This window comes from Sorangium sp. So ce381 (genome assembly GCF_051473845.1).
GTDB lineage: Bacteria > Myxococcota_A > Polyangia > Polyangiales > Polyangiaceae > Sorangium > Sorangium atrum.
This window is the reverse complement of record NZ_CP150336.1, coordinates 4,617,353-4,638,639: the sequence shown is the minus strand read 5'-3', so window position 1 is coordinate 4,638,639 and position 21,287 is coordinate 4,617,353. Positions and strand designations below refer to the sequence as shown.

General features: G+C 67.4%; 4 protein-coding genes. All 4 read right to left on the bottom strand.

All coding sequences use genetic code 11. The features are described from left to right. Positions 1–12 precede the first annotated feature (12 nt). The 4 genes from WMF29_RS17465 to WMF29_RS17450 all read right to left on the bottom strand — a co-directional run bounded on the left by WMF29_RS17465 (position 13) and on the right by WMF29_RS17450 (position 21,171). The gene (locus WMF29_RS17465; protein WP_437329914.1) at positions 13–7,047 is read right to left on the bottom strand and encodes an SDR family NAD(P)-dependent oxidoreductase; all 7,035 of its coding nucleotides are present in this window, start codon (positions 7,045–7,047) and stop codon (positions 13–15) included. Positions 7,048–7,082: 35 nt separating this feature from the next. Further along, complete coding sequence (locus WMF29_RS17460) at positions 7,083–16,934, bottom strand: SDR family NAD(P)-dependent oxidoreductase (protein ID WP_437329913.1); 9,852 nt, start codon at positions 16,932–16,934, stop codon at positions 7,083–7,085. Positions 16,935–16,937: 3 nt separating this feature from the next. Then, positions 16,938–19,787 carry an SDR family NAD(P)-dependent oxidoreductase gene (locus WMF29_RS17455; protein ID WP_437329912.1) on the bottom strand — a complete coding sequence of 950 codons (2,850 nt, stop codon included), beginning with the start codon at positions 19,785–19,787 and terminating at the stop codon, positions 16,938–16,940. A 148-nt stretch (positions 19,788–19,935) separates the two neighbouring features. After that, a complete protein-coding gene (locus WMF29_RS17450; RefSeq protein ID WP_437329911.1) occupies positions 19,936–21,171 on the bottom strand; it encodes a hydroxymethylglutaryl-CoA synthase family protein in 1,236 nt (411 codons plus the stop codon). Positions 21,172–21,287: the final 116 nt, after the last annotated feature.

Here is a 21,287-nt window from a genome sequence, read left to right as displayed (position 1 = left end):
CGCTCCCTCGCGTCAAAGTGCCTGCGCGGTCATTCGCGTCGCTTGTTCCGAGCTCAGCTCGCCCCGCTCGAGGCGGCTGAGAATGTCCCACAAATGGCGTTCGTCGTGCCTCGGCGCCGGGGTTGTGCCGTCCGCCCAGAAGCGCCGACGCCGAAACGCTTGAGCGGGGCGCTCTTGCCGTCGCGCCGGCACCGATCGAGGCGCCTCCTCCACGATCATGTGGCAGTTGGTGCCGCCGAAACCGAACGACGAGATCCCCGCCCGGCGCACTCCCTTGAGCGGGCGCCACTCCTGCGTGCCCCGGACCGGGTAGAACGGCGATTGCTCGAACTGGAATCGCGCGTGGGGCGCGTCGCAGTGGAGCGTCGCGGGGATTGTCCCGTGCTGGAGCGACAAGATCACCTTGATCAAGCTCGCGATCCCGGCGGCCCGCATCAGGTGCCCCACGCTGGATTTCACCGACCCGATGCCGCAGTACCGCTTCGCCTCGGTCTGCTTGGAGTACGCCTTGGAAGCGGCCTTGACCTCGATGGGATCGCCGAGCAGCGTCCCCGTGCCGTGCGCCTCGAGGTACGAAATTGTGTCAGCCGACACCGAGGCGTTGGCGAGCGCCAGCTCGATCACCGCCTCCTGCGCCGCCTGATTCGGCACGGTCAAGCCCATCGTGCGGCCGTCGTTATTGACCGCCGATCCCAGGATGACGCCGAGGATCCGGTCACCGTCCTTCACGGCCTGGTCGTATCGTTTGAGCAGAACGAGCCCCGCGCCCTCGCCGAGGACGAAGCCGTTCGCCTTCTCGTCGAAGACGCGGCAAACGCCGGTATCCGACAGGACGCTGGCGCGGCTGAACGATACGAACTGGCGGTCGTCCAGGAGGAGCCCGATGCCACCCGCAACAGCCATGTCCACGGACCCGTCGACCAGCGCCTTGCAGGCGTCGTGCACGGCGATCAGCGCCGAGGCGCAGGCGGCGTCGATGGTCTGGGCCGCGCCTTTGAGGTTGTAGAAGTCGGCGACCCGGGCCGCGACCATGTTCGAAATGGTGCTCACGACGGCCTTGGCGAGCTGCTTGTCGCTCAGGTTGCCCTCGACCAGGTTGATGTAGCTGCTCTGCGACGCGCCGAGGAGCACGGCGATGTTTCGCCCCTCGATCTCGCTGCGTGCATACCCCGCCCGGTCAAACAACTCCTGGGTCAGCTCGAGCACGATGCGCTGCTGGGGATCCATCACCACCGCGTCCTCGTCGGCGACGCCGAAGAACTCGTTGTCGAAGAGATCCACGCCTTCGATGAAGCCGCCCCACTTCGAGTAGGATCTGCCGGCGCGCTTATCGGGGCTAAACGATCGACCGACGTCCCAGCGATCGGGCGGCACCTCGGTGACCAGGCACTTTTCGCCCCGCAAGTTCTCCCAGAACGACTCCGGGCTCGGAGAACCCGGGAAGCGGCAGGCCATCCCGATCACGGCGATCCGGCGATCGGGCGCCCGCTCAGCGGGCACCGGCGCGGCGGCAGGCGACCGCGAAGGCGCGATCGGCTCCATGGACGGGGCCGGAGCTTCCGTCCGCACGCCGTTCGCCTTGGCGCTCGGCTCCCGGACGAAACCCTCGGCGACCAGCGCTTTCGCGAGCTGATGGACGGTCGGATTCTCGAGGATCATGCTGGGCGGCACTGGCAAGTGGACGTGCTGCTCGATCGCCGACAGGATCTTCATCATGAGGATCGAATCGACTCCCAGCGTGTCGAACGGCGCGTCGGGGTCGACGTCGGCAGCGTCGAGCCCGAGGGTCGCCACGCAGATCTGAGTCAACATGGCGACAGCGGCCTGCTCTCGTTGACCGGGATCGCCGCCCGTCCGCTGCGGCGGGGGCTCGTGCATCGCCGCGACAGGCCCGCGCTCGATCGCGCCCGCAGCGACCGTTGATACCTTGACGTCGTCGCCTTCCAGGCCGAGGTAACGAGAGACGGCGGCTACGCGCCCGCGCGCCACCGCGACACGCGGAACGCCCCGCGCGAGGATCGTCCGGAACGCGTCCATCCCCTCCCCCGTCTCGAGCGGCTCAAGACCGAACGCGTCTCGCAGCCGCTGCTCGATCTCGACGGTGACCTGCATACCGCCGTCCCGCCAGAGCGGCCAGTCGATGGCTACGGTGATCCCCGAGCATTCGCCTCTCTCGCGCTGCCCTTCGCGCCACGCCGCAAAGTGGCCGAGAAAGGCGTTGGCGGTCGCGTAGTCCACCTGGCCCACGTTGCCCTTCAGCGCCGCCAGCGACGAGAACGCGGCGAAGAAATCGAGATGATGGCGCGCGGTGGCTCGATGGAGGTGAACCGCGCCGAACACCTTCGGCGACATGACGCGTTCGAAGTCTGCGCGTGTCTTGTTGACGAGAAGCGAATCGTTGAGCACGCCGGCCGCGTGGATGATTCCTCGCAGCGCGCCGAGCTTGTCTTGAATCGCCGGGATCAACGCGTCGACCTCGTCCGCGCATGCGACGTCGCAGGAGAAGTACTCGACGGCCGCCGCGCCCGCGCGGCGCAGCGGCTCGAGCTTGGCTTCGATCATCGGATCGCGGGCGTGCCGCCCGACGAGCGCGAGGCGGGCTCCGAACTCCGACGCGAGCCAATGCGCGACGTGACGACCGACGCCGCCCATGCCGCCCGTGACGAGGTAGACACCACCGGCGACCGGCGCCGCCGCGACCGCCGACGTGCCGGCAGCGTCGGCCTCCAAGCGTCGCACACCCATAAAGCGCGATTGCCGGGGATCGACCCACCGCACGTGGCGCGGCGCGCCCTTGCTGAACAGATCTCGCGCGAGCACGTCGACGAGCACCGACGGCGCACGGCACGCCTCTCCGAGCCCAACAACCCGGAGGTCGTAGTCCGGCTTTTCCCGGACGACGCTCTCCGCAAAACCAGCCATCATCGCGTCGGCGCCGGCCAGCGGGTCATCCGTAAGGTACGCATGCAGGAGGCGAAGCTTCCTCGTCCCTGCCCGAGCCAAGGCGGCGACAAGATCGAACGTCGCGAGCGGGCCCGTCGCAATTCTGTCCTCCAGTGATTCCCCGGCCCCGCCGTGCTGCGCGCCGTGTAGGGACCAAAGGTTGAGCACGTGACTCACCGCGATGCCACCGGCCGCAAGAGCGCTCCACAGCCGCGCAAAGTCCTCCGGGCGGCTTGGGTCCACGCAGTATTCGGCCGGACCGAGCTGCGCGAACGGCGCGTCGGGGGTCACCGAGATGATCGGCATCCGGTGCTGCCTCTCGGAACACCAGGATTGGAGGGCACTCGAGAGACCAGCCCGCCCCTCGAGCACCAGCACGCCACGCGCAGCGGCCAGGTCGATCGGCATCTCCCCCGCGGGGCGGTCGCGCCAGTCGACCTCACACAACACGACGCGCGGGCTCGTCGGCGCCTGGATGGATTGCGTCTTGTTCGCATACTTGCGAACGGTGAGATTCTCGATGCTGACCCGCACCTGCCCATCGAGCGCGATCAGCTTGAGATCGACCTGACGCGACAGGCTGGGACCGGGGCCTTTGGATGGTTTGACATCCGCGACGACGTACAGTTCGGAGTCGACGGGCCCGTATACCTCCACGGCATCCATGCTGAACGGAACCGACGAACCTTCGCCCTCGTCCTGCGCGAACCCGATGAGACTTTGAAGCGCACCGTCGAGGAGACCGGCCATAACGAGCTCTCCGCCTCGCGAAGGGCGCGCCTCGATCTTCGCCACGAGCTTGGTACCCGCGCGCTGGACCCATTGCAGCGTTCGGAAGCTCGGGCCGTAGTCGATCCCGAGCCGCGCGAACTTCGCGTAGATCTCCGCGCCCTTCAAGACCGTGACCGCCTGCTCGAGGAGGGGCGCGAGGGCCACCGGGGGCGGGATCCGGGCGAGGTCCCTCTCCTCCCAGGAGCCGCGGCAATGAACGACGGTTCGCCCCGCTTCGTCTGTCGAGCTAAAGACGAACCGTCCGGGCTCTTCAAGCGACAAACGAAGTCGCGGCGCCGAGCCGCGGACCCGGCAGGCGTCGAGCCAGACGCACCCGAAGAGCCGGACGGCCCGCTTGCCGCCGCGTTCGAGCGCGGCGCGGATCAGCTCCAGATACTGCACCGCTGGAACGATCGACTGCCCGGCGATTCGATGATCGGCCAACGTCGGCTGCTCCTCGGAGAGCTCGAAGGTCTCGACCCCATGGCTCGGTTCTTCAACCGCCGCCGCGAACGAACCGCGGGAGAGGCCAGCGCCGTTCTCATACGCACCGTTCTCGCGCGCACCATTGTGATGCGCACCGTTCTCCTGGACCCGGGGGCTCACTCGATGCGACGGAGCCAGAGCCGGAGACGCCTTGCTCGCCGAGTCATTGGACGACACCTCGATCCAGCACCGGCGCCTCTGGAACGGATAACCGGGCAAGCTCAAAGGGCGGGAGCTTTCTCCCTCGTGCAGAATCGCCCAATCGACGTCCAGCCCTCTCGCGTAGAGCGCCCCGAGGACCGTCAGCTTGCGCGCGTAGGTCGCATCGTCTAGGCCGTCTCGCCGCCGGACCTGCTCGATTACGATGGTGAGCACCTCCGTGAAAAGGAGCGCGTCGGAGGCGCTCGTCTCCTTGGCGGAAGCGGGCCCAAAGACGACGCGCGGCCCCGCCTCGCCCCGACGAGCGGCCTCCAGCAATTGTTGGAGCTCGCTCACCGACGAAGCAATCAACGCGACACGATGGGCAAAATGCGCGCGGCGGCGGTTCAGCGTGTAGCTCAAAGCCTGAAGATCGATACGACCATCAGCCTCGGTCAAGGCCTCGGAGAGAGCCGCCAACCTCTGCCGGAGGGCGTCGGGCGTCCGCGCCGAGACCGCGAACAGGTAAGCCGGTTTGGGCGTGCTCGGGGCGATCGGCAATGCAGGCGGCTCGTCCACGATCAAGTGAGCATTGGTGCCGCTGAACCCGAACGAGCTGATCGCGGAGCGCCGGGGCGCGCCCTGCGGCGCCTCCCATGCGGCTACCTCGGTCTGAACCGTGAACGGCGTCTCCTCGAAGGCGATGTGCCGATTCGAACGCTCGTAATGGATCGATGGCACGAGGGTGCGGTGCTTCATGCACAGCAGCACCTTGATCAGGCTCACGACGCCGGCGGCGCCCGACGTGTGGCCGATGTTGCCTTTCACCGAGCCGAGCGCGCAGAAGCGCGACTTCTGCGTGAACGTGCGAAACGCCGCGCTGAGCGCCTCTACCTCGATCGGATCGCCGAGCTTGGTCCCCGTGCCGTGAGCCTCGACGTACTGGATGCTCTCCGGGTGAATCCCCGTCCTCTCATACAGCTCGACGAACAGCGCCTTCTGCGAGATCGAGCTCGGCGCCGTGATCCCGTTGGTCCTGCCGTCTTGATTCGTCAGCGACCCCCGAACGATCCCCCAGATCCTGTCTCCGTCAGCGATCGCGTCGCTCAAACGTTTCAGGACGACAACGCCGACCCCCTCGCTGGGAGCGATACCGTCGGCTCCGTCGTCGAACGGCGAGCACACCCCCCGGGGCGAGAGCATCCCGAGCTTGCTCATTCCGATGTACGACGACTCGGTCAGATAGCAGGTCACGCCGCCGGCGATCATCATATCGGTGTGCCGGTTCTTGAGCGACTCACACGCCAGATGAATGGCCACGAGAGACGATGAGCATGCCGTGTTGATGGTGAGCGCCGGGCCCTTGAGGTTCAGGAAGTACGACGGACGTGAGGCGAGCATCGACTCGGCGATGCCCGTTGTGCCGTGCTCGCTGGGGCTGGAGCCCGACCGGATGATCACCTCTTGGTAATCATTGTTCATGATTCCGGCGTAGACGCCCACACGCCTGCCGCGCACGTCGTCCGGCGTGTAGCCGGCGTCCTCGAGCGCCGACCAGCACTCCTCGAGAAAGAGGCGGTGCTGGGGATCGATCCAGCTCGCCTCGGCAGGCGAGATATTGAAGAAGAGCGGGTCGAACTTGTCGACGTCGTCCAGGAATCCCCCCCACTTGCTGTATGTTTTGCCCGGCGCCAGGCGATCCGGATCGAACCAGAGCTGCGGATCCCAGCGCTCGCGGGGCACCTCTCGCACCGAGTCGCGACCTTGGTAGAGATTGACCCAGAACTCGCGCGCATCGCGCGCGCCGGGTACACGGCAAGAGAGCCCGACGACGGCGATCGGTTCGTCCGGATCCGCGGCGCGGGCGGCCGGTGCTCGCGCCGGCGCTTCACGCCGCGCCTCTGGAGCCGCGCTCGGCGACGCTTCACGCCGCACCTCCGGAGCCGCGCTCGGCGGCGCTTCACACCGCACCTCCGGAGCCGCGCTCGGCGGCGCTTCACGCCGCGCCTCCGGAGCCGCGCTCGGCGGCGCTTCACGCCGCACTTCCGAGACCGCGCGATGCACGATCGGACGACTCCCGTTGCTTTCCTCTGGTGAGCGGTCGCCGGCGCGGGACGCCTCTGCGAAGATCTCCGCGACGTGCTCGGCGAGCTCGGCGATGCTGGGATAGCTGTAAAGAATACTCGCCGGCAGCTCGGTTCCCCACGCCTGATTGCAGCGCTTGACGATCTCGACGCCCAGGATCGAGTCGACCCCAATCTCTGCGAAGGCCGCCGCGTCCTTCAGGTCATTCGGCGAGACGAGCAGCCCTGCCGCCACGACCTCACGAAGCTCTCTACGGATTTCGGCCTGCGCGCGCGTCGGAGTCGGCGCGGTCCGGCGGGCCGCGCTCTCCGCCGGGGGCGCGTCCACGATGGGCGATGGCGCAGGGCCGGCGATGCCCACTGGCTTCAGGGAAATGCGCGACCCCCGAGGCGCTTCGACTCCAGGGCCGTCGACGTGCTCCGCCAGCGCGCGGATCGAGGGCAGGTCGTAAAGAGCCGTGCTCTTCAGCTCCACGCCGAATGCGCGGTTGACCTTCTTCACGACTTCGACCGCGAGGATCGAGTCGATCCCGAGCTCGGAGAACGATGCATCGGCGTCCAACTGCTCGGGGCTCAGCAGCAGTTCGTCGGCCACAATCTGCTTCAGGCGGCTGCTCGTGCTCACTTTCGCGCGCTCCAATCGATGTAGGTCACGGAGTTTCACTCCGAAATAGTCTTCAAACGAATCTTGTGGTGAGAATCACCATTGAGCGCGGACGTTGGCGCTTTGTCAGACGGCGCTCCGCGGGGGACCGTGAGCGCTTTGAGCGGGCGTCTGGATTGCTGCGCAGGCACGGCTGGCAACACCGCCGGCGGCGACGCGGACAGCTCGTCGAACCAATAACGAATCCGCTCGAAGGGGTAACCGGGAATCGAGATGCGGCGCACCGCCTCGCCCTCGTACAGGAGCTGCCAGTCGAGCTCCGCGCCGGCCACATAGGCATCGGCGATCGACGCGAGCGCAGGCCGGTCGCCCCGGCTCGCCGACGCGAGCGCCGATCTCGGGTCGCGCGATCCACCTCGGGCGTTCGACGCCGCGGCGTCCGCCTGCCCGCGAGAGGGCGCGGGCAAGTCGGGAGCGCTCCGGACCCGGTCGCGCTCCGCGACCAGGCGCTCTTCGAGCTCGCTACGCGTCGACGCGACGATCGCACAACGATGCGCGTGGTGAGCCCGCCCGGCGTTCAGCGTGAAGCTCAGCGCCCCGAGATCGACGTCAGCCTGGGAGCCGAGCCACTCGAGCAGATCGGTGATGCGGCGTGAGAGCTGCGAGGGCTTCCTGGCCGATACACAGAAAACATAGGCCGGCCGGCCGGTCGTCCGGCGCGGTACGTCGGGTGCCTCCTCCAGGACGACATGCGCGTTCACGCCGCCGAAGCCGAACGAGCTCACGCCAGCGCGCCGTGGGATGTCGTCGTTCATCCGCGTCCACTCGATGGTGTCCGCGTGCACGAAGAAGGCGCTCTCGTCGAGCTGGATATACGGGTTCAGGGTCTTGAAGTGCACATTCCCGGGGAGCTTGTGATGGCGGAAAGCCAAGAGGGCCTTGAGGAGCCCGGCCATTCCAGCGGCGGCTTCGAGGTGCCCGACGTTCGTCTTCACGGCTCCGAGGGCGCAGTAACCTCTCGTGGCGAGCGCCCCCTCCGGCGGGAATACCAGCTTGAGCGCATCGATCTCGACCGGATCTCCGAGGCTCGTCCCCGTGCCGTGTGTTTCGAGGTACGTGATCGTCCGCGGATCAACCTTCGCCTTTTCGAGCGCGCGCCGGATGACCGCCGCCTGGGCCGGGGCGCGGGGCGCGGTCATCGAGTTGGCGCGACCGCCGTGATTGGTGGCGATCCCCTTGATGACGCCGTAGATAGAATCGCCGTCGGCCAGCGCTCGAGCGAGCGGCTTGAGCACGACCGCGCCGGACCCTTCCCCCTTCACGTAACCGTCGGCGGCGGCGTCAAACGTCCGGCAACGTCCAGTGGGCGACAGGATCCCCAACCGGCTGGACACGACGTACGACCGCGGACTGACGATGACGCTCGCCGCGCCGGCGAGCGCGATCTCGCACTCGCCGGTCTCAAGCGCCTGCACCGCTCGATGCAAGGCTACGAGCCCGGACGAACACGCCGTATCAATCGTCTCGCTCGGCCCGACCAGGTCGAGCAGGAACGAGATGCGATTGGCGAGCATGCTGCTGTAATTGCCGGTCGCCATATACGCGTGCGATTCGCCATGCGCGGCGAGGAGGCTCTGATACTCGCCGAAGTTCATCCCCCCGAAGACGCCGACCGATCGCCCAGCAAGCGAGCTGGTCGAGTATCCAGCGTCTTCGAACGCGTGGTACGCGACCTCGAGGAAGACGCGTTGCTGCGGATCCATCAACGCCGCTTCACGCCGGTTGATGCCGAAGAAATCCGCGTCGAATTTATCGACATCTCCGTGGAACGCCCCCCATTTCGAGACCGACTGCGCGACGCCCTCGCCGAAGTACTGCCGCCAGTCCCAGCGCGCGGCAGGGACCTCGGTCACGAGATCGCGCCGCGCCACGAGGTGTTGCCAGAACGCATCGAGATCGCGCGACTGCGGCATCGCGCCGCTCATTCCGATAATGGCAATTCCTTCGGGTTGAGCCGCGGGCGCGCCCCGGGACGAGCCACGCGGCGGCGGCGCGGCGGCGGCCGAGGCGGGCATGGCTCCTGTACCGGCGCCCGCGGCGCCGGTGGCCGAAGGCGGATCGGGATCCACTGCAGCCGGGGGCGCGGCGGCCGCGACGCGGCCGATGGTCCCCTGCTCCGGGGTGGTCGGAGGGGCGCCCGACGACGAATGGATCGTCGGGGTATGCGCGGCCTCCACGTGGTGCGCCAACGCCCGGAGCGTCTCGTACGAGAAGACGACGCTGGGCATCAGCTTTACTCCGAGCCGCGAATTCGCCCTCTCGACGAACGTTTTGAGCGAAATTGAATCAAGCCCCAGGTTCGAGAACGTCTCGGCGGAGTCGATGTCCGCCTCCGGGAGCTTCAGTTGAGCGCCCACGAGCGCGCGGAGCTCCTCCTCGATCGCGACGGCCGACGGACCAGGGGCGCGCCCGGCTCTCTCCGCCCCTTCCGCGGCCTCGACGGTGGACACCGCGGACTGCTTCAAGGTCGTGTCCGCCGCCGCCGCGTCGAGCTCGCGTTCGCACGCACGTGACAGCGTCTGTTCGAACAGCGCTCCGTCGCCGTCGATCACCATCAGGTGGGGCCGGCCGAGACCAAGGCAGCGCTCGAACGCCTCGATGCCGCGCGCGCTTGGGAGGGGGACGAGCCCCTGTGCCTCGCGCATCCAGCGCGCGAGCGCCGCCATCTGCGCCGGGGCGGGCTTCATGCCCCCATCCTCCCAAAGCGGCCAGCTGATCGCGGCGATACGCGGCCCCGGAGCGCCGGCGCGCGCAGCGGCAAATGCGTCGAGGAACGCGTTTGCAAATGCGTAGTCCACGTTCTCCGGATTACCGATGACAGAGGAGATCGACGAGAACAGCGCGATAAAATCGAGCCGGCGTGAGCCGACCGCGTGCAGCAGGTTCAACGTCCCCTGCACCTTCGGCGCGAGCACCGTGCGCGCCTCCTCGACGGCCTTCCGTTTGATCGGCGCGGCCGCGCCCACGCCCGCCGCGTGGACGATGCCGTGAAGGGCGCCGAACCGCCGCTCGGCGAGCTCGACGACGCCGAGCGCCTGTTCTGCGATCGTGACGTCCGCGGGGACGTAGGCGACTTCCGCCCCGAGCGCGGCGAGCCGCTCGATATGGCGCTCCTTGCCGCCGTCCAGCGGTGCGCGTCCGACGAGCACCAGCTTGGCGCGGTACGCCCGCGCGAGGTGCTCGGCAACGATGAGCCCGAGCCCTCCGCAGCCGCCCGTGATCACATAGACGCCGCCCTCTCGAACGCCAGCCGAGGCGCGCTCGGCGCTCACCCGCTCGAACCGCTCGATCGCGCGGCGCTCACCCGAGTACCGCACGCGCACGCCGCGGGTCGAGCCGTTCTCCAGCTCTCTTACCAACGTTGCGGCCACCGCGTCCGGAGGCGCCGCCGCGCCGCCAAAGGCAACGACCCACATGTCGAGCGCGGGATGCTCCAGCGCGACCGACTTGACGAACCCGACCATCGCCGCGTACACAGGCTGCGGGCCCTCGGCCTCCCGATAGCCGAACAGAAAGCGGACTTGACGCCTTCGCGCTACGAGGCCGCGAGCGAGGAAGAGCACCGAATAGAAGCTCTCGTCGAGCTGCGCATCGACCGCTCGCACGTCCGGCGAGAACCGGTGTTGCGCCCACAGGTGCGCCACCGCCGCGCAGCCTCCGTGGTCTCCCTCGATCGACGACAAAAGCCGCTCGTAGCCCTCGGGATCACCCGGATCGAGCTCGTACCGCAGCGCATCGACGCGGCGGTATTCCCGCCCCTGCTCGACGAGAACGACGGGGCGACCGCCGAGGTGGCGGCTCACGCGGGGGGCGAGCGCATCATCGACATCGAAGAGAAGAACGGCGCCGGGCGGCAGCGGGTGCGCGCCGGCCGCGGGCAAAGGAGCGTCCCGGAACCTCGGCTCGTAGTAGCCGAGGTCGGTCGCGCACGCGATCGCTGCGCCCCGCGCGTCGCTCGCCTCGAGCCAGTGTCGCCGCTTCTCGAACGGATAGGAAGGCAACGGCACATGTCGAACTCGCGCGGTCCCGAAGATCGCGCCGAAGTCCACCCGCTTGCCCCGGCAATAGAGCTCGCTGAGGGCGAGCAGCACGCTGCGATATCGCTCGGGCGTCAGATCGCCGCGCGTCACCGTCGTCGCTAGATACTCCGAGAGCTCGTCCATCAACGGCTCCGAGCCGTCTTTGCCGCTCGCGGCGGTCCCGCTCACGACAGCGGCGCACGGGCGCCCCTCCAGCCGGTGCGCGAGCGCCTCGTCGAGCTCATCGTAAGATTTCACGACCAGCGCGCAGGTGTGCGTGAAGTGGCTGCGCGTCATGGCGAGGTTGAAGCTCAGCTCTCCAAGCGTCACCTCCGAGCGGTGCTGTCCGATCCATCGCCGGAGGTCGCGCAGCCGTTCCTGGAGCGACCATTCGCTCTTCGCGGAGAGCACGAGCATCGAATACGGCCTCTCAGGAGGCGGGCTCGAAGGCGCCGGCGGAGGGGCCTCCTCCACAATGACGTGCGCGTTGGCCCCGCCGAATCCGAACGAGCTCACTCCCGCGCGGCGCGGAACCCGTCGGCCTGAAGCGTCGAGTCCACTCGTCCACGGCCGCGGGCGGTCGGCGATGAAAAACGGAGAGCCCTCAAGGTTGATGTACGGATTGACGGTCTGGACGTGAAGGGTCCGAGGGATCATCTGGTGCCGCAGCGCCAGGATGACCTTCACGAGCCCGGCGATGCCGGCTGCGGGCTCGAGGTGACCGATGTTGCTCTTCACGGACCCGAGCCCGCACGACGCCGACGCGGTGGCGCCGCCTTCAGCAAACGCTTGCTTCAAGCCGTCGATCTCGACCGGATCGCCCAGCTCCGTCCCCGTGCCGTGGGTCTCGACGTAGCTCACGCTCCCGGCGCCGAGCCCTGCGTCGGCGAGCGCGCGGAGGATCACGTCGCGCTGCGACGCCGAGTTCGGCGCGGTCAGGGACGTGGCTCTGCCGCCATGGTTGACCGCGCTGCCACGTAGGACGGCGTGGATCGGATCGCCGTCGCGAAGCGCCTTCGAGAGCGGCTTGAGGACGAGGGCGCCGGCCCCTTCGCCCTTGACGTAGCCGTTGGCTCGCGCGTCGAAGGTCTTGCAGCGCCCGTCCGGAGACAGAATGCGCATCTGACTGGGGTAGACGAACCCGAGCGGCGAGAGCATCAGGCTCACGGCGCCGACGATCGCCATCTCGCATTCGTTCCGGCGCAGCGCGCACAGGGCGCGATGCACGGCGACGAGCGCGCTCGAGCAGGCCGTGCTCACGACCTCACTGGGGCCCCTGAGATCGAACAAGTACGAGATCCGGTTCACCAGGAGCGCGTCGATGTTCCCCGTTACGCGGAACGCGTCGCGCTCGCGGTGCGCCTCCAGCACCTCCTGGTACTCGCTGACCTGCGTTCCACCGAATACGCCGACGCTCCGGCCCGCGAGCGCCAGCGGATCGTGGCAGGCGTTCTCGATCGCGCTCCACACGACTTGAAGGAAGAGCCGGTGCTGCGGATCCATGAGCTCCGCCTCGCGCGGCGATATGCGGAAGAACGCCGCATCGAAGCAGTCGACGTTCGCGACGAACCCTCCCCATTTCGAGTTCGTCTTCTGTGGGTCGCGCGTGGAGTCGCCGAAGAAGGCGCGGGAGTCCCAGCGCTCCCGCGGCACTTCCGTCACGAGGTCGTCCCCCGCCGCGAGGTGCGCCCACAGCTCGTCGACGTCCTTCGACTGGGGAAATACGCCGGCCATCCCGATCACGGCGATCGGCTCCGAGCCCGCCGGCGAGGTGCCGAGCGGCGGATCACCTCCTCGCAGCGAACCTTCTTGCCATCCCTCTTCTCGTCCCAGATCGCTTCGTCCCGGTTCTGTTCGTTTCACTTCTTCTCGTCCCGATCGGGCGCCCTGCATCGCCGGTTCCGTCGCCGTCGCGAGCTTCTCCACGGGAGAACTCTTTGGCTCACCGGCGAGCTTCAGAACATCGGGCAACTTCGTGATCAAATAGTCGGCGAGAGCGTGCAACGTTCCATACTGGAAGAAGAGATTGGGCGTGATCGGCAGCGAATAGGTTCGCGAGAGGCGCGATGCGAGATCCTTGAGCGACAACGAGTCGAATCCGAACTCGGTGAGCGGCGCGCGCGGGTCGATGGACGATTCGGGTTCCTTGAGAATGCGCGCCGCGAGCTCCACGAGCGCGCGCTCGAGCGACGCGGATCCCTGCGCTGATGGCCTCGGCTGCGTCGGCCCCGGCGGCGCCGGCGTGTCCACAGACAACGACGCTGCCGGCTCGTCCGGCTCACCATGTCGCTCGGCCCGCGCGGCCGCCGCCAACATGGGCCTTACCTTGCTCAATTCCCCTTCCGTCACGACGATGTGAGCCTCGCCCAACCCCAGGGAGAGCTCGAAGGCGCGTAGGCCGGACGCGGCCGACAACGGCACCAGACCTTGCGTCTTTCGCATCCACGCGATCCACGCCTTCTTGGCTTCCTCCGCGGGCCCCATCGCTCCGTCCGCCCAGAACGGCCAGGCGATCGAGAGGCTGAGCCCAGGCCGTCGCGCCAATGTGCGCGCCCGCATGAAGCCATCGAGGAACCCGTTCGCCGCCGCGTACGCCGAATAACCGGCCGTCCCGGCAGCGGCCGCCAACGACGAGAACCCGACGAAGAGGTCGAGCGGAAGATGCCTCGTCGCGCGATCGAGGTGGATGACTCCCTCCGCCTTGACGGCCAGCAATCGCTCGAGCTCGACGGCGTCGAGATCGAGCACCGGCTTCGAGCCGCCCACGCCGGCGACGTGCAACACCCCGTGCACTGTCCCGAACGCAGCGACCGCGCGCCGCACGGCGGCCTCGACCTGGTCGAAGCGCGTCACGTCGCATTCGAGCGCCAGAACGTCGCCTTCTCGCGAGCCTGAGGGCGGCGCTTTCGGCGGCAGCCGACGACCGAGAAGCACGAGCTTCGCTTGCCACTCGGTCGCCAACCATTCGGCGAATCGGCGACCGAGCGCGCCGAAGGCGCCGGAGACGATGTAGACGCCGCCCCGCCGCAAGGGAACGGCCGACGGCGCGGCCTCGAGCGGAGCGTAGCTCTTGACCGAGCGCCTCCGCATCGCATCATAGCGAACCTCGAACGCGGTGTCGCCGGAGAGAACCTCGCGCGCCAAGAGCAACGCGCGGGCGGACGCGTCCAGATCAGGAGAAAGCTCTAGGACGCGGCAATAGAACGAGGCATGCTCCGCGAGCGCCGATTTCGCCCACGCCGCCGCCGCCGCGGCCAGCGGGGCTGACGACGGCCCCACGTGAACGGCGAGCAGATCGATCGTCCGGTGCGGCGCCGCTCGAATCAAGGCCTGCGAGAGCCTCCATAACGAGCCGAGCGCCATCCGGTAGAGGCGAGCGCAGTCAGCCGATTCCTGGTTGATGTCCGGGGCACACCAGATCACCCGCTGGGGAAATCGATTCTCCGCGCGCAACCTATCTATCGCGGTCGCGTAATTGGTCTCATCGCCGGCGAGAACGGCAACGTCGAGCCCCGGCCATCGGGCGCGCAGCTCTCGCGCGTATTCCTGCCCGCCGACGACGAGAAGGACGCCAGCCGGTTGGATGCTATCGACGGACAGCTCGGAGTGCACAAAGGCCGGGCCGAAGAACCCCAGGCTGATGTCCTGCTCGGGTTTCGGAATCCAGAACCGCTCGCCCTCGAAGGGGTAGCCCGGCATGGGTATCCGGCGGCGTTCCCGGCCCAAGAAGAGCCTGGCCCAGTCGATTACGCGGCCACGGACGAACGCCGCCGCGATCCCTTCGAGCGCGCGACCGAGCCGGCTCGGATCCGACATCGCGCTTGCCGCCGCTTCGACCGCAGCGTCGTGAACGGCGTCCGCCGCGCGCTCCGCGTCGAAAAATCCCTGCGGTCGTTCGCCGCGATCGACCGCGGTCAACGCCGCCTTCAGCTCCGCGAGCGACCCGACGACAAACGCGCAGCGCTTGGTGAAATTACTCCCGCTCACGTTGATCGTGAAGGCGACGTCGGCAAGCGCATAGGTGTCACCCACGTCGTCGAGCCACGATCGCAGCGCACGTATCCGTGCCAACAGCGCGCGCTCCGTCTTCGCGGAGAGCGCGATGACCTCGGCGGTAGAGGATTCCACCGTTCGAGGCGATCGCTCCGGCGCCTCCTCAAGCACAATGTGCGCGTTGGTCCCGCCGAACCCGAATGAGCTGACCCCGGCGCGCCGAGGTATGGGATGTCGGGTTTCCCCCGCCCTGCGCTCCCACGGCGTGAGTCGGGTGACGATCGAGAGCCGAGTCCCGTTGAGCTTCAGATACGGATTGACGGTCTCGAGATGCAGCAACGGCGGCAGCTCCCGATGCCAGAGAGCTAGCAGGACCTTGACGACGCCTGCGACGCCGGCCGCCGCTTCCAGGTGCCCGATGTTCGTCTTCAGCGATCCGATGCGGCAGCGCTCGCCCTCTGACGCGCACTCCCAGGGGACCCCGAAGTGCCGGAACACACCCTTGATGCCGTCGATTTCGATGGGGTCGCCCAGCTCGGTGCCGGTACCATGCGCCTCGATGTAGCCCAGCGTCTCCGGCCGGATACGCGCGCGCTCGAGCGCGTCGATGATGACCCGGCTCTGCGCCCCCGCTTCCGGGGCGGTGAGCGAGCTCACCTTGCCGCCGTGATTGACGGCGCTCCCCTTGATGACGCCGTACACGTGATCGCCGTCGGCCAGCGCTCGGTCGAGCGGCTTGAGGAGCAACACCGCGACGCCCTCGCCCTTCACGTAACCGTCTGCGCGCGCGTCGAATGTCCGGCAGCGCCCCGTCGTAGAAAGGACGCCGAGCTGCGCCGTCACGACCTGCGCCTTGGGGCTGAGGTTGAGGCTGACTCCACCCGCCAGCGCGGCTTCGCACTCGCCGTTCTGAATCGCCTGCACGGCCCGATGGATCGCCACGAGAGAGCTCGAGCAGGCCGTGTCGACGGTCTCGCTCGGGCCGCGCAGATCGAGGAGATACGAGACGCGGTTCGTCAGAATCGACTGGGAATTACCCGTTCCAGTATACCCGTCGTAGATCCGCGCCGCGAAGACGACATCCTCATAGCCGTGGAATTGCGCGCCGGCGAAGACGCCGACCCGGCGCCCCGCGAACGCGCGCGGCGAATAGCCCCCGTCTTCGATGGCGTGCCAAGCGTTCTCGAGGAACAGGCGCTGCTGCGGGTCCATGACCTCGGCTTCCCGCCGCGAGATCCCGAAAAAGGCAGCGTCGAAGCGATCGACGTCGCGAACGAAGGCCCCCCAATGTGGCACGGGCTTCGCCAGCTCTCCGTCCTGCGCGTCGAAGGTGGAGAAGTCCAAGCGGTCGGTCGGCGCTTCGGTCACGGAATCTCTCGCCTCGACGAGGTTCCGCCAGAAGGCCTGGAGGTCCGGCGCGTCGGGAAACATCCCGCTCATCCCGATGACGGCGACGTCAGCCGGGCGGCTCGCGTCGGGGGCGCTTTGCCGGACGAGATCGAGCGGCTCAAGCCTCCGCCCTCGAAACCCTTCGAATCGGCGCGTCTTGCCGGAAGCTCGATCCGGCGCGTCCGCCGCGGCCTGGTGCTCCGAGAGGATATGCGCGGTCAAGCGCGCGATGCTGTCGTGCGTGAAGAACGTGCTCGGAGCAAGATCGATTTGCAGCTCGTCGCTGATCGCACGCGCGTAGGCCTTGAGCATGATCGAGTCGAAGCCGTGCTCGGGCAGCGTGCGCTCTGGATCAGCGGCGCCCTGCCCCCGTTTGAGGAGCGCATCGGCGATCCGACAGAGCACCGCCTGAACGCGCACGAACGTTTGATCTCGCGTCTCCTGCATGGGTCAGCCTCGGCCAGCTTTCGTGAGCAGCGACAGCAGCTTCGACGAGTCGCCCTGCGCGGCGATCGAGGCCGGAGCCTCCGCGCGGAGCGCCTCGTCGAACAGCGCGAAGCCCACCTCGTTCGACAGTGAAACCATCCCGCGCGCAGCGAGCGCCGAGTCCACGTCGTCGGTCACTCGTATGCCGCCTTCGTGCCAATGACCCCAAGCGATCGCGCGGGTCACCCCCGCACGCTCGGAGGTCACTCGCTGCGCCTCTCGCAACTCGGCGAACGCCAGCTGGAACGCGTTGGCCGCAGCGAAGTCCGCTTGACCCACGTTGCCCACGGCGCCGACGAGCGACGAGAACATCACGAAGAAGTCGAGCGGCTCGCGACGCGTGGCAACGTCGAGGTGAACGGTCCCCGCGATCTTCGGTGCGATGACCTCGTTCAGGGCATCGAGCCCTTTGGTCGCCACGAGACCATCACGCAGCACGCCTGCCGCATGCACAACTCCGTGGATCGGCCCGTACTCCGCGCGCACCCGCGCCACGAGCTCGTCCGCCTCATCCTGACGGGTGACGTCGCATCGCACGAACGTGACGCGGCTCCCCAAAGCGCGGCAGCGCGCCATGACGTCTTCCTGCCGCGGCGTGGGCGCCGATCGTCCAGTGAGCACGAGGTTCACCGGCGCGAGCCGCGCGAAGCGCTCCGCGAACAACAGCCCGAGGCCACCGAGGCCGCCCGTGAGCACGTACGTACCGTGCGCGCGCACCGGATGCGGGGCCGGCGCCGGCAAGAGCGACGCCAGCTCCCACGTCTTCGCCCAACGTCCGCCGCCATCGTAACGAACCTCGATGTCGCCCGACCAGACGGCGAGCTCCGCTCGGAGCATGACCTCGGCTTTGACCGGATCGTCTTCCGACCAGGCGTCTTCCACCGCGCGCACGGTGGTGCGTGCTTGCTCCAAAGCGAACGCTCGCAGCAAGCCGGTCGCCGACGCGCCGAGGGGCTGCACGAGCTCGGGACGCCCGCCGTACCAAACCAGGAATTGCAAGGGGCGATCCCACCGCGCGGCGACGAGAGCACGGGCCATCCAGTAGAGCGAGCGCACGCCGTGGTCGAGCTGCGAGTCGATCTGATTGGGCCGGTAGCCGAAGTCACCTTTGGCCCAACGATGGACGATGTGTCCAGGTAAGAAGCTCTCGCCGCGCAGCGCTTCGAGCAGCGCGGTGTAGTGCTCGCCTCGGGTGACATCGATCGTGTACGTCAGCGCGTCACACCGGCGGAACTCCGCTCCGGGCAAGACGAGGGCGACGCCCGCGTCGCGCTCGCTCTCCCGAACTCGTCGAGCGAGGCGATCGTCGGTGTCGAAGATCAGCACGCCCTCGCCGATGGTCGAGGGGGCTCTCCCGTCGGGAGGGCGCGCCACAAGGCGCGGGCGCGCCAGCATCGGACCGGGCGTGACCTGCTCGAGTCGGCCCCGGGCGCCGCGCGCCCCGCCCACGAGCTGAAAGAGCACCTGCTCGATGACGACAACGACCTCGCGATTCACGTCGAAAACGACAATATCGTAGGTCGGCGCCCCCTGCCCGCTCGCCGTCGATCGGACACGCGCGAACCGCGGCTCGCGCGTGGCGTCCGCGATGGCGATAGATTCGATTCTCTCCACGACGGCCGGAGCCTCCGAGGATCGGGCGATCAAGAACTCCGCCGCCTGGAGCGCCGCGAAGAACGCTCGCCTCACCGGCTCTTGCCGGTCGCTCTCGGGTGCCAGGGACGAGAGCTCGACCCACGCGTCGTCCGCCGCCCACAGGTTGATCGATTCGATGAGCCGCGCGTCCAGCGCATACTCCACCCCCCGAGCCGCCAGCGTGTCGTAGACCGCCGCCGCCGTGGCGCGCTCGCGCGCCGCTCCGGAGGGGAACGTGTCCGGAAACGGTGGAACCGGGCCACGGCCATCTGTTTCCCATTGCCCCTGCATGACGATCTCTTCCGTCGTCTCGCTCCCGAGCCCTATCTCGAACGAGGCCGTGTCACCGTCGTCCCGCAGCCATAGGCACACGGGCACGCGCCGGCCGAGCACGAGGTGGTTCGCCCAAACGCAAGAACGCCATCGCAAGCCGCCAACCTGGCATCGCAACGCCCTCAGGCCCGCAAAAGCGAGCTCGAAATAGAACGCAGCATGGACCAGGGGCGCCCCCTCGACGCGATGCTGAAGGACGCTCGCATCATCGTCACCCAAGAGCTTCGCGAAGCCTTGGCGACCCAACCTGGATAGGTCCGCATCCCAGAATGAATCCACCGTCCAGGGCCGCGCGCCCGATATCGCCGAATGGGGCCTTTCGGCCTGAAACCAGAAGTCGACATCCGTGAATGGGTAGGCCGGCAGGTCGAATGGGGCCCCCTCAGACGGGTCGCCGCACACACGTCGCCAATCAATGTCGGCTCCCTGCCGGTACCAGTCGCAGACGGCCTCCAGCGCCGCCCTGCGCTCCTTCGGCTCCGTGCCGCTCTCTTCCAAAGCGCTCGTCGCGGTCTCGAGCGACAGCCGCGGTCCATCGACATCGGCAGGTCGCGGCGCCTCCCCGGCCGCCCGCCGCTCGAGCGCGGCCGAGAGGTCGTCGAGCGAGTCGAAGAGCCCGCAGAATCGCACGCCGAAATGGGTGCGTCCCACGTTCAACGCTCGACTCAACTCTCCCATTGAAATCCCGTTACGCCCACCCGACAGCCACTCGCGCATCGATCCGGCGAGGCGCCGAAGCTCTTGCTCATTTCGCGCCGAGAGCGCGACGATCCAGCTCTGTCCGACGGCGACGCGGCCGCGATCGCCATCGGCCGAGTCGGCTTGCCCGAGGAGGTCAACGTTCATGGCACGTACCAGTCATCGGGACAGGCCGAAGTGGCAACGTCCATTCTCGAAATGACCCGACGACCATCAATCATGGTTCTTTACCCGCCCACCGAACGCGAACGCGCCTATTCCGCCCTGAAACGCGCGAGTCAACCAAACGGGGCAGCTAGTGAGCCCAGTTGTATTTGCGATGATAGTTCGACCCGACGCTCTCCAGCACGAGCAAGCCGCTGTTCGTGAACTGTCGGTCGTAGATGTCTCGGTATCCGGAGACGTCGACCCGCCGATCGCGCACGCCGAACGTCCACTCCGAGTTCAGCGCCAGCAGGTTCTCATACTCAGCCATGTTGAGCCGATAGCGCTTTCGAAGCGCCTCTGCCGGGCCGAGGGCCCGCACCAGCTCCTGTCCGCGTCGAGAGATGATTCCGCTATAGAACTCCGAAGAGCAGCCCGAACCGTACGAAAAGAGCCCGACGCGCTTGGCGGAATCGAGCGGCACGGAATCGATCAGCCCGATCAGGGCGAGGAAGATGGATGCGGAGTAGATGTTACCGACCTCCGCGCAATACTTGAGCGACGGCGTCACGCGCTGCTTGAAGTCACGCTCGATGCTCTCCGGCGGGACCTTCATGTTGCGAAGCATGTTGCGGTGAGCGCCCTTCACCATTCCACCGAACGGCGTATGGAACACGAGGTAATCAAATGCAGACTGAAAATCCGCACCTTCGACCCGCTCCACGTAGCTTCGAAAGCTCTGTTCCAGACAGTCGAGATAGGATAGAAGAGACAGATCCGGGTCGCCGGCCTCGACGTGCACGTCCGGCCGGCAGGTGTCCATGACCTCGTAACCGTGATAGCCGTTCGCGCCGAAATCCAGCTCCAGGACGTGCGGTTCGTCGCCGACGATCATGGCCACGGCGCCCGTCCCCTGGGACGGCTCCGCGTATGTGTGCTTCGCTGTCGCGCTCGTGATGTCCGTCGCCACGACGAGCGCCTTCGCGCCGGGCGCCGCGTTGGACCTCACGAAATTGGCAGCCATCTGTAGAGCCGCCGTACCGCCGTAGCACGCCTGCTTCACCTCGAACATTCGGCAGCGGCGGCTGAGCCCCAGGTAGTCGTGGACGTAGTTGCTGAGCGATTTGCCGAAATCGAGCCCGGATTCGGTGGATGTGATCAGTAGCTCGATCTTCTCAACAGAAGACCGATCGAGCGAATCAATGAGCGGCTTTGCCGCGTTCACGCCGTTCGTCACCGAATCCTCGCACGGCAGACATACGGACTTCTTGTCCATCAGCAGGTTTCCGAAGCGTTTCAATTCGAGACCTCGGTGCTCGAATATCATCCGCACGTCGATACATGCCTGCCCGAGATAAGCGTTAATGCGCTCGATTCCGACGTCCATCGACTCTCTCCCGCGATCGACCCGCCACGATTTTTTACGACCTGGAACGGCAAACACAATGGCGCAGCCTGAGAGAGCCGAACAGCGCTCTCACGCCTGTCAGCCCCCTCATGAGC

Coding starts and splice junctions, on each gene's coding strand:
- WMF29_RS17460 (WP_437329913.1), bottom strand. CDS start 16,934: ATGCAGGAGACGCGAGATCAAACGTTCGTGCGCGTTCAGGCGGTGCTC.
- WMF29_RS17455 (WP_437329912.1), bottom strand. CDS start 19,787: ATGAACGTTGACCTCCTCGGGCAAGCCGACTCGGCCGATGGCGATCGC.
- WMF29_RS17450 (WP_437329911.1), bottom strand. CDS start 21,171: ATGGACGTCGGAATCGAGCGCATTAACGCTTATCTCGGGCAGGCATGT.